A 10,008-nucleotide genomic window follows, 5' to 3' on the forward strand; every position below is an offset into this window, starting at 1 on the left:
GGGCTTCTGGTACGGCATGGGCACGGTCGCCCAGACGGTGCGCACCGGCAGGTCGGCCTTCATCGAGCGGCACGGCCCCCTCTACGGATACCTCACCCCCGGCCCCGCCCCCGGACCCGGGCGGTCGGATCCGGATCCGAGGCGGGCGGATCCGGCGGAGGGCCTGGCGGTGGAGGACGAGGCCGGGATCGGCGAGATCCGGCGGATGACCGAGCCGGCGAGATGCGGGGCATGGGCTCAGGAGATGCGGGTCACCTTCTCGGCTGTTCTGCGGAACTTCGTGCCGTTCCACGCGTAGGTCTGGCTGACGATCAGATCCGGGCAGCAGTTGGGGGCCTGACGGCTGACCGCCCTGCCGCGCAGGTGCACCCGCCCGTCGCCGATCGTGGCCGTCAGGGACTTGAAGTAGCGGTTCCCGCCGAGCCTCCCGAGCAGGTGGGGGGCCGAGCGGCCGGAGGCCCCGTCGTAGACGAAGGCGGTCAGGGGATTGCTCGACGTCGGGCTCGGGCACGACGACACGACGACGGTCTCGCGCCGCCGGTCACGGGTGAGGTCGCCGACGGCAGCGACGCGGGCGCGCACGACGTACCAGGGGGCATCCGGCCCCGGCTCAGGACAGTTCAGCGCCGGCTCCACCACGGCCGCCCAGTCGACCCGGTCGAGCCGGCCGGCGGCCTGGCCGGTCTTCCCCGCGGTGGCGGTGGCCTGCGCCGGCGCGCTCTCCCCGGTGGCCGCGTCGGCGACGCCTGCGCCCGGGATCGTCGCCAGTGAGGCGGCGAGGGCGGCGGTGCTCACCCAGGCTCGGAGTCGGCGGGCCCTCAAGCTGCTCATGCGTCCAGTGCGTGAGTTCATGACTACTTCGACGCGCGGAACCTCGGAGATGTTGCGCACTGTCAGGTAAATACGACCGCTCCGGACGGCGTGCCGGCCGCGCCGTGTCATCACGTAGATCACGACCGCTCACCCGCGCGGGTGACGCCAGGCCTGTCGCGGCCCATCAGAATCGAGGGCCATGAACACCAAGAAGATCACTTGGTCTGCGGTGGTGCTCGCGCTGACCGCGGCCCTGACCGTCCTGGTCGGCCCATTGGGCTTGGCCGGTCCCGCGCAGGCGGCCCCGACCGCGTGCCCCTCACCAGCCCCGACACCCGTCCCCTCACCCACCCCGAGCGCGTGCCCAACCCCCACCCCTCAACCCACCGCGACCCCCACCGCGTGCCCTTCACCCGTTCCGACCCCCTCACCCACCCCGAGCGCGTGCCCGACCCCCACCCCTCGACCCACCGCGACCCCCACCCCCCAACCCACCGCGACCCCCGCGCCGGAGACGACCTTCGATCCCAGGCCGACCTCGGACCCGCAATCCCTCACCGCCCCGCGCTCCGCGGCCGCGCCTGCCGGCCCGATCGCGGAGCAGACCTCCGCCGAGGACAAGGAGTCCCGGCGGTACGGGTGAGATTTCCGACGGATACGCGGGTCGGAGCCCTCGAAGGGCCTTCGAACACCACCCGGACGGCGGGTCGCTGACCCGCGTATCCGCTGTTTCCCGCGGCGTTACCAGCGAGACCTCTCAGGCGACGGTCTTCCACTCCTGGCTGGGGATGTACGGCCACAGGCAGTCCCGGATGAGGCATTGCTCCCGTTGGCGGTGCCGGCCCCGGCGACGTCGAGGGGGCGGTCGAGCCGGACGGGCCTCAGTGCTCCCCCAGCCCGAGTCCGGACAGCGGCTCGCGCTGTTCCACCACCCGGAAGCGGGGCATCGACTCGGGGTATTTCTCCCGGACGAACTTCACCATGTGCTCGCGGATGTCGCACTTGAGGTCCCAGGCACTGGGCGAGTCGGCGGCGCTCATCAGGGCGCGCAGCTCCAGCAGCCCGCCGGGGAGGGTGTCGACGACCTGGAGGACCCAGTCCTTCTGGTCCCAGAGCGGGTGCTCGCGCAGGGCGCGGTAGAGCTCGGCGCGCAGCTCCTCCACCGGGACCGACCAGTCCAGGCGGAGGATCACCGCGCCGATCACCCGGCTGCCGTGCCGGGTCCAGTTCTCGAACGGATTGGTCGTGAAGTAGGAGACCGGCAGCACCAGCCTGCGCTCGTCCCACAGGCGCAGCACCACGTAGGTGAGGGTGAGCTCCTCGATCCGGCCCCACTCGTCCTCGACCACGACGACGTCGTCCAGCCGGAGCGCGTCGCTGAAGGCCAGTTGCAGCCCGGCGAGCAGGTTGCCCAGGGTGGACTGGGCCGCGACGCCGACGACCACACCGGCGATGCCGGCCGAGGCCAGCAGCCCGGCGCCGAGCGCGCGCACCTGCGGGAAGGTGAAGAGCATCGCGCCCATCGCCAGCACGACGACCACCGCCGTGGCCACCCGGCGGACCAGGGTGATCTGGGTGCGGATCCGGCGGGCCCGCCGGTTGCGCTCGCCCTGGACGACGACCAGGCGCTCCAGGACCACGTCGGTGACCGCGTAGGCGGCCTGGATGACCAGCCAGGTGACGCACCCGATCATGGCCAGGCTGAGCATCTGGTCGATCACTCCGCCGACCTGCCCCTCGGCCATGCTCGGCCGGTAGAGCGTGTTGGCGGTCACCACGACCGCCGTGGCGAACCCGGGCCAGGTGCAGCGGCGCACGAGCGGAGCGGCGAGAACCCACTTCTCCCCGATCAACCTCCATCTCAGTGCCCGCCGCACCATCTCCACACACGCGGCGGCGGCCAGCATGGAACCGAGCAGGATGATCCATCTGGACACTGACGGCGTCCCCCTTTGTCGTCCGTTACCAGACGGCGTGCCCGGGGATCCATCGTGTAATCAGAACGCCTCGTCGAAAGTCACATTCCCCTCAACGGCTACCTGATAGGCAGAGACACGCCGTTCGAAGAAGTTGGCCAACTCCTGCACGTCCTGCAACTCCATGAACGCGAACGGGTTGGCGGTGCCGTACCGGACGGGGAGCCGGAGCCGGACCAGGCGCTGGTCGGCCACGTACTCCAGGTACTGCCGCATCTGGCCCACGCTCATCCCGGACAGGCCGTCACCGCACAGATCGGCCGCGAAGGCGAGCTCGGCCTCCACCGCCTCCTCGATCATCTGGGTGACCTGCGCGCCGAGCTTGTCGTCGAACAGCTCCGGCTCCTCGGCCCGCACGGTGTCCACCACGCTGAAGGCGAACTCCATGTGCATGGACTCGTCGCGGAAGACCCAGTTCGTCCCGGTGGCCAGGCCGCCCAGCAGGCCCCTGGAGCGGAACCAGTAGACGTAGGCGAAGGCGCCGTAGAAGAACAGCCCCTCGATGCACGCGGCGAAGCAGATCAGGTTGAGCAGGAACGCCCGCCGGTCGTCCTGCGACTCCAGCCTGTCGAGCCCGCCGAGCGAGTCGATCCACCGGAAGCAGAACTCGGCCTTGTCCCGGATCGAGGGGATGTGCTCGACCGCGGCGAAGGCCTTGACCCGCTCGTCGTGGTCGGGCAGGTAGGTGTCCAGCAGGGTCAGGTAGAACTGGACGTGCACCGCCTCCTCGAAGAGCTGCCTGCTGAGATACAGGCGCGCCTCGGGCGCGTTGACGTGCTGGTAGAGGTTGAGCACCAGGTTGTTGGCCACGATCGAGTCACCGGTCGCGAAGAACGCGACGAGGCGGTTGATCAGGTGGCGCTCCTCCGGCGTCATCTTCGCCAGGTCCGCCAGGTCGGAGTTGAGGTCCACCTCCTCGACGGTCCAGGTGTTGCGGATCGCGGCCCGGTAGCGCTCGTAGAACTCCGGGTAGCGCATGGGCCTCAGGGTGAGGTCCATGCCAGGGTCGAGCAGCATCAGGGAGTGCCTTTCGGGGAGGTGGCTACTGGCAGGCGTCGCAGTACTCGGGGTTCTCCAGCGAGCACGCGACGGCCTCCGGGTCGGGCGCGGCCTGGGCCACGGTGGTCTGCGCGATCCGGGTCGCCGGCCGGGAGCGCAGGTAGTAGGTGGTCTTGAGGCCGGACTTCCACGCGTAGGCGTACATCGAGGAGAGCTTGCCGATGGTCGGCGTGGCCATGAACAGGTTCAGCGACTGTGACTGGTCGATGTACGGCGTGCGCGCCGCGGCCAGGTCGATCAGCGCCTTCTGCGGCAGCTCCCAGGCGGTCCGGTAGAGCGCCTTGAGGTCGTCGGGCATGCCGGGGACGTCCTGGACGGAGCCGTCGGCCCGCTTGATCGCGTCCCGGATCTGCGGGGTCCACCGGCCCCGGGCCTGCAGGTCACGGACCAGATAGCGGTTGACCTGGAGGAACTCTCCCGACAGGGTCTCGCGCTTGAAGACGTTGGAGACCTGGGGCTCGATGCACTCGTAGCAGCCCGCGATGGAGGCGATGGTGGCCGTGGGCGCGATCGCGATCATCAACGAGTTGCGGAGGCCGGTCTCGGCGATCCGCTCCCTGAGGCGCGTCCACTCCGGCGAGCCGCCGGCCCCGTAGTGGTCGGGGTGGAGCACGCCGCCGGCGGCCCTGGTCTCGTCGTAGGAGGGGTGGCGCCCCCGCTCGACGGCCAGGTCCGCGGAGGTGCCGTAGGCGGCCAGCGCGATCTCTTCGGAGATGCGGGTGGACAGCTCCAGCGCCTGCGGGGAGTCGAACGGCAGCCGCAGCGTGAAGAACACATCCGCCAGGCCCATCACGCCCAGGCCGATCGGCCGCCACTTCCGGTTGGCCGCCTCGGCCTCCGGGGTCGGGTAGAAGCCCAGGTCGATGGTCCGGTCCAGGAACCGCACGGCGGTGCGGACGGTCCGGCGCAGCCGCGGCCAGTCGACGTCCTGACCGGCCAGGTGGGCGGCGAGGTTGATCGAGCCCAGGTTGCAGACGGCCGTCTCGGCGTCGTTGGTGACCTCCAGGATCTCGGTGCAGAGGTTCGACAGGTGGATGACGTTCTCCGGGCGGGCCGTCTGGTTGGAGGTCCGGTTGGCGGCGTCCTTGAAGGTCATCCAGCCGTTGCCGGTCTGGGCCAGGGTGCGCATCATCCGGCCGTACAGGGACCGGGCCGGGATCTGCTTGACGGAGCGGCCCTCGGCCTCGGCGGCCCGGTAGGCCTCGTCGAAGGCGGCGCCGTACAGGTCGGTGAGGTGCGGGACCTCCTTGGGGTCGAACAGCGACCACATGCCGTCGGCCTCGACCCGGCGCATGAACTCGTCGGGGATCCAGTTGGCCAGGTTCAGGTTGTGCGTGCGGCGGGCCTCCTCGCCGGTGTTGTCACGCAGTTCGAGGAACTCCTCGATGTCGGCGTGCCAGGTCTCCAGGTAGACGCAGGCCGCGCCCTTGCGGCGGCCGCCCTGGTTGACCGCGGCGACGCTGGAGTCCAGCGTGCGCAGCCACGGCACGATGCCGTTGGAGTGGCCGTTGGTGCCCCGGATCAGCGAACCCCGCGAGCGGACCCGGGTCCAGGAGATGCCGATCCCGCCGGCGTACTTCGACAGCCGCGCGACCTGCCCGTAGCGCTCGTAGATCGCCTCCAGCTCGTCACGGGGCGAGTCGAGCAGGAAGCAGGACGACAGCTGGGGCCTGCGCGAGCCGGAGTTGAACAGGGTGGGCGAGCTCGGCAGGTAGGACAGGGTGGACATGAGCGCGTAGAGCTCGCCGGCCTCCTCCACCGTCTCCGACAGGCCACAGGCCACCCGGAGGAAGAAGTGCTGCGGGCGCTCCAGGACCTTGCGGGTCTGCGGGTGGCGCAGCAGGTAGCGGTCGTAGACCGTGCGCAGCCCGAAGTACTCGAACCGGCCGTCGGCCGCCCCGTCCACCAGCGCGTCCAGCGCCGCGGCGTTGGCGGCCACGAAGGCGGCCAGCCCGTCCTGGATCAGCCCGGCCGCGTGGGTCGCGGCGACGGACTCGGAGAAGGTCCGGACGCCGTGCCCGGCGGCCTCCTCGGCGATCAGCTCCGCCAGCAGCCCGGCGGCGATCTTGGAGTTCTCCGGGTCGGCGATCACCCGGGCGGCGGCCTCCTCGATGGCCAGCCGGCGGTCGACCGGGCCGTTGCCGGTCTCCTTGGCGACGTCGACCAAGGTCTGTGTCACGTGCTACCCCTCGCGCGCTCGAATTCCCCGTACGGCTCTCGCCGGAAGGGCGCACGCGTCAGAGAACGGCCCCGGGCACGCCGGACCGCCTCATCACGCGGGCCCTCCCTCGAGGCCCTGAACGATCTCCGTGGTCGGGTCCGCCTCACCCGGCACGCTCCGGGCCGCTCCACGCGTCCCTCGGTGCCCGGCTCGGCTCCCTCTCCACACGTCGCCGGCAGGTCTTCGGACTCACGGGCGTCTGGCGCATGCCTACCGGCCGTCGCTTCCCAGGCAGGTGCGCCCAGTGCTCCATGACGGCTTTCGTTCCCGTTCACCGCTGCGGGGCAGTCCCGGAATCTCACCGGGTTCCCTCTTGCCTCACCCCCAGAGGGGCGAACCAGCAACGAGCAGGATCCTACATGTAGTGCTGCCGGACGCAACTACCCCAACAGCTTGTGCCGATGGTGCTCAGCAGTCCGAGCTCGTCGAGCACCTCCCGGGTCCGGCGCGTCTCCGTGACGAGCCACTGGCGGAAGTCGTCCCCGCTCAGATAGACCCGGTTCCAGCCGTTGGCCGCACAGATCGCCCGCCAGCGGGACGAGGCGTCGACGCGGTCGCACAGGGCGACGGCCACGTCCCTGTCGTCGGAACTCATGCCGCGGGGGCCGAGCACGCCGCACCAGTCGGTGTACTCCAGCCGGACGTCCAGCTCCATCAGCGTCGGGGCGTCGATCCCGTCGATCCGCTCGGCGGAGGAGACCACCAGCGGCCGCAGCCGGCCCTCGGCGATCTCGGGCACGAAGGAGCGGGCGGAGCCCAGCAGCGCGGCCACCCTGCCGTCGTGGAGGGCGTGCACACCCTCGGCCCCGCTGGAGTAGCCGGCGTAGTCCAGCAGCCGGGTGTCCACCCCCAGGCACTTGCCGATCATGCCGTAGAGCACGTGGTCGGAGCCGCCCTCCATCCGGCCGCCCACCGTCAGCCCGGCCGGGTCGCGGCGGAGCACCGCGGCGAGGTTCTCGAAGGTGCGCAGGCGGGAGTTCTCCGGGACGACCAGGGCCGCCCAGTCGCCGACCAGGCGGGCCAGGGGGGTGGTGGACTCCACCACGGAGGCGGTGTTGGCGATCTCCGCGCCGGCCACCATCGGCATCCCGGTGAGCAGCAGCCTGCCCGCGTACGTGAACGGGTCGTGGGCGGCGGCGAACGCCCCCAGCGCGGCGGCGCCCAGGCTGCCCGGGTAGTTGCCCACCTCGACCTTCCGCGCCAGCCCGTCGCCGGTCAGCACCGCGGCCAGCGCGCGGGCGGCCCGGTCCCAGCCCTGCCCGCGGGCGGCGGGCGCGATGACGGTCAGCCGTCCCGCCAGCGGCACGCGGGGGTCCGCCGCCCCGCCGCAGCCACCGCAGCCGCCGGCGACCATGACCCCCAGGGCGAGCGCGAAGAACCGCCTACGGTACATAAGCGCCCCTTCCCCCAGACCCCCCAATACTTCAGGTTACAGACACGTCACTTTGTGTCACACATTGGGGGGTCTTACTGCCATCAGGCAGCTCAGGGGGGCTCTACTCCACTGTGACGCTCTTGGCCAGGTTGCGAGGCTTGTCCACATCCCGCTCCAGCGCCACGGCCGCGTGGTAGGCCAGGAGCTGGAGCGGGATCGACAGCAGGATCGGGTCCAGCTCCGTCTCGTTCCTGGGCACCACGACGCAGTCGTCGGCCAGCTTGGGGTCGGCCGTACGGTGACCGACCATGAGCACCCGGCCGCCGCGCGCGCGGATCTCGCCGAGCGTGGTGAGGTTCTTGTCCAGCAGCTCGTCGTCGGGGACGATCGCCACGGTCGGCATCTCCGGGCCGATCAGGGCCAGCGGCCCGTGCTTGAGCTCGCTGGCCGGGTAGGCCTCGGCGTGCACGTAGGAGATCTCCTTGAGCTTCTGCGCGCCCTCGCGGGCCACCGGGTAGCCCCGGACCCGGCCGACGAACATCATGCTCGGCGAGTCGGCGTACTTGCGCGCCAGCTCCTTGATCTGCGGCTCCAGCGCGAGGATCTCCTTGATCTGGCCGGGCAGCCGGCGCAGGCCCTCGCAGATGCGGCGGCCGTCGGCCGGGGACAGGTCGCGCACCCGGCCCAGGTGAAGCGCCAGCAGCGCGAAGGCCACCGCGGTCGAGGTGAACGCCTTGGTGCTGGCCACCGAGACCTCGGGACCGGCGTGCAGGTAGACGCCGCCGTCGCACTCGCGGGCGATGGCGCTGCCGACGGTGTTGACGATGCCGAGCACCCGGCCGCCCTTGCGCTTGAGCTCCTGGACGGCGGCGAGGGTGTCGTAGGTCTCCCCCGACTGGCTGATCGCCACGTACAGGGTGTCGGGCTCCACGACCGGGCTGCGGTAGCGGAACTCGCTGGCCGGCTCGGCGTCGGCCGGGATCCGGGCCAGCTCCTCGATGAGCTGGGCGCCGATCTGGCCCGAGTAGTAGGCGGAGCCACAGCCGATGATCTTCACCCGGCGGAACGACCGGGTCTCGCGCGCGTCCATGTTGAGGCCGCCCAGGTGGGCGATGTGGAAGCGGTCGTCCAGCCGTCCGCGCAGCGTCCGGGCCACGGTGTCGGGCTGCTCGGAGATCTCCTTGAGCAGGTAGTGCTCGTAGCCGCCGGTGTCGTAGTGCCCGGCCTCCCAGTCGACGGTCAGCGGCTCCTTGGCCGTCTCGCGCGCGTCGCTGGCGAAGGTGTGGAAGCCGTCGGCCTTCAGCACCGCCAGCTCCCCGTCCTCCAGGTGGACCACCTGGCGGGTGTAGCGGACCAGCGCGGCCACGTCGGAGGCGGCGAACATCTCCTTCTCGCCGATGCCCAGCACGATCGGGCTGCCGTTGCGGGCCACCACCACCTCGCCGGGCCGCTGGGCGTCGATCACCGCGATGCCGTAGGTGCCGACGATCCGCTTGAGCGCCAGCCGGACCGCCTCCTCCAGCGAGTCGGTCTCCCCGACGGTCCGGGCGATCAGGTGCGCCAGCACCTCGGTGTCGGTCTCGGACAGGAAGACCACACCGTCGGCCTCCAGCTTGGCGCGCAGCTCGTCGGCGTTCTCGATGATGCCGTTGTGCACCACCGCGATGCGCTCGTCGGTGGACAGGTGGGGGTGGGCGTTGACGTCGCTGGGCGCGCCGTGGGTGGCCCAGCGGGTGTGCCCGATGCCCAGGGTGCCCTTGAACCGCGCCGGCACGGCCGCCGCCAGGTCGGCCACCCGGCCCTTGACCTTGCGCATCTTCAGGCCCTTGTTGGAGACCACCACGCCGGCCGAGTCGTAGCCCCGGTACTCAAGGCGCTGCAGGCCCTCCAGCAGGATCGGCGCCGCGTCCTTTGGTCCCACATAAGCCACGATTCCGCACATTTGACCGATCCTTACCCGTAGACGATCCGGCGCAGCTGGCGCAGGGAGAGTTCAGGTGCCGCGACACGGCGAGAGGTGATCTCGGCGGCGATCCGGGGGAAGATCTCGTCGTTGACCAGCCCCTTGGCCTTGAGTTCGCCGTGGCGCCGCCGGACGAAGTCCTCGACGGGCTCGGAGAAGTAGGCCAGCACGTCCGCCACCACCCGCGCCGCCTCCCCGGGACCGAGCGCGCTCGTCCGGGTCAGGTGGGTAATCAGATCCTCATGCGGATGCCATGCCGTGGACACAGAGCAGGACCATACGCAGCATCGACGTCCTTCACCAAGTTTTCTGCCCGATTTCGGGCAAGGATCGTCCCGGACGATCTAAAGCCATCCCGATTGCGAGACAGTCGGTAACCTCGAATAACTCTTCGTAGTCATGCGGTCGGGAGGAATCACTATGCGCCGTCTGCCGGGGATCACCGTCGTCGCCACCCTCACCGCGCTGGCCCCAGCCGCCGTGACGCCGCCGCCCGCCGTACCGGCTCCGCCCGCCGTACAGACCCCGCCCCTCGTGCCGGCCTCGCCCCTCGTGCCGGCTCCAGCCGCCGTGACGCCGGCGCCCGCCGCCGGGGAGCCGG

The 10,008-nt window shown here is 70.8% G+C and carries 7 protein-coding genes, 2 pseudogenes and 1 riboswitch; of the genes and pseudogenes, 2 read left to right on the forward strand and 7 right to left on the reverse strand.

Annotated features, from left to right (window positions below):
* Nucleotides 1-298, forward strand: a pseudogene (locus ACWDS7_RS42620) (hypothetical protein); the annotation flags it as partial.
* Here the strand turns inward: ACWDS7_RS42620 and ACWDS7_RS42625 are convergent.
* The 7 genes from ACWDS7_RS42625 to ACWDS7_RS42655 form a co-directional block, all read right to left on the reverse strand.
* Entirely contained in the window at nucleotides 238-831 is a 594-nt protein-coding gene (locus ACWDS7_RS42625) for a hypothetical protein (protein WP_451933923.1), read from the reverse strand. The pseudogene ACWDS7_RS42620 and the gene ACWDS7_RS42625 sit on opposite strands and share 61 nt — an antisense overlap.
* A gap of 863 nt (nucleotides 832-1,694) precedes the next feature.
* A complete protein-coding gene (locus tag ACWDS7_RS42630; RefSeq protein ID WP_306868440.1) occupies nucleotides 1,695-2,750 on the reverse strand; it encodes a mechanosensitive ion channel family protein in 1,056 nt (351 codons plus the stop codon).
* Nucleotides 2,751-2,810: 60 nt separating this feature from the next.
* Complete coding sequence (locus tag ACWDS7_RS42635) at nucleotides 2,811-3,806, reverse strand: ribonucleotide-diphosphate reductase subunit beta (protein ID WP_306868438.1); 996 nt, start codon at nucleotides 3,804-3,806, stop codon at nucleotides 2,811-2,813.
* A 25-nt stretch (nucleotides 3,807-3,831) separates the two neighbouring features.
* Nucleotides 3,832-6,027 (reverse strand): ribonucleoside-diphosphate reductase subunit alpha, encoded by a 2,196-nt coding sequence (locus ACWDS7_RS42640; RefSeq protein ID WP_451933924.1) that lies wholly within the window; start codon nucleotides 6,025-6,027, stop codon nucleotides 3,832-3,834.
* Nucleotides 6,028-6,226: 199 nt separating this feature from the next.
* A riboswitch (cobalamin riboswitch) is annotated at nucleotides 6,227-6,426 on the reverse strand.
* The gene (locus ACWDS7_RS42645) at nucleotides 6,425-7,462 is read right to left on the reverse strand and encodes a Bug family tripartite tricarboxylate transporter substrate binding protein (RefSeq protein WP_306868433.1); all 1,038 of its coding nucleotides are present in this window, start codon (nucleotides 7,460-7,462) and stop codon (nucleotides 6,425-6,427) included. It overlaps the preceding riboswitch by 2 nt.
* 103 nt (nucleotides 7,463-7,565) lie before the next feature.
* Complete coding sequence (gene glmS, locus ACWDS7_RS42650) at nucleotides 7,566-9,386, reverse strand: glutamine--fructose-6-phosphate transaminase (isomerizing) (RefSeq protein WP_306868432.1); 1,821 nt, start codon at nucleotides 9,384-9,386, stop codon at nucleotides 7,566-7,568.
* A gap of 11 nt (nucleotides 9,387-9,397) precedes the next feature.
* Complete coding sequence (locus ACWDS7_RS42655; protein WP_306868430.1) at nucleotides 9,398-9,673, reverse strand: hypothetical protein; 276 nt, start codon at nucleotides 9,671-9,673, stop codon at nucleotides 9,398-9,400.
* Between the two features lie 154 nt (nucleotides 9,674-9,827).
* Here ACWDS7_RS42655 and ACWDS7_RS42660 point away from each other — a divergent pair.
* Nucleotides 9,828-10,008, forward strand: a pseudogene (locus ACWDS7_RS42660) (dihydrolipoamide succinyltransferase); the annotation flags it as partial.

Source organism: Streptosporangium sp. NPDC003464 (genome assembly GCF_053588315.1).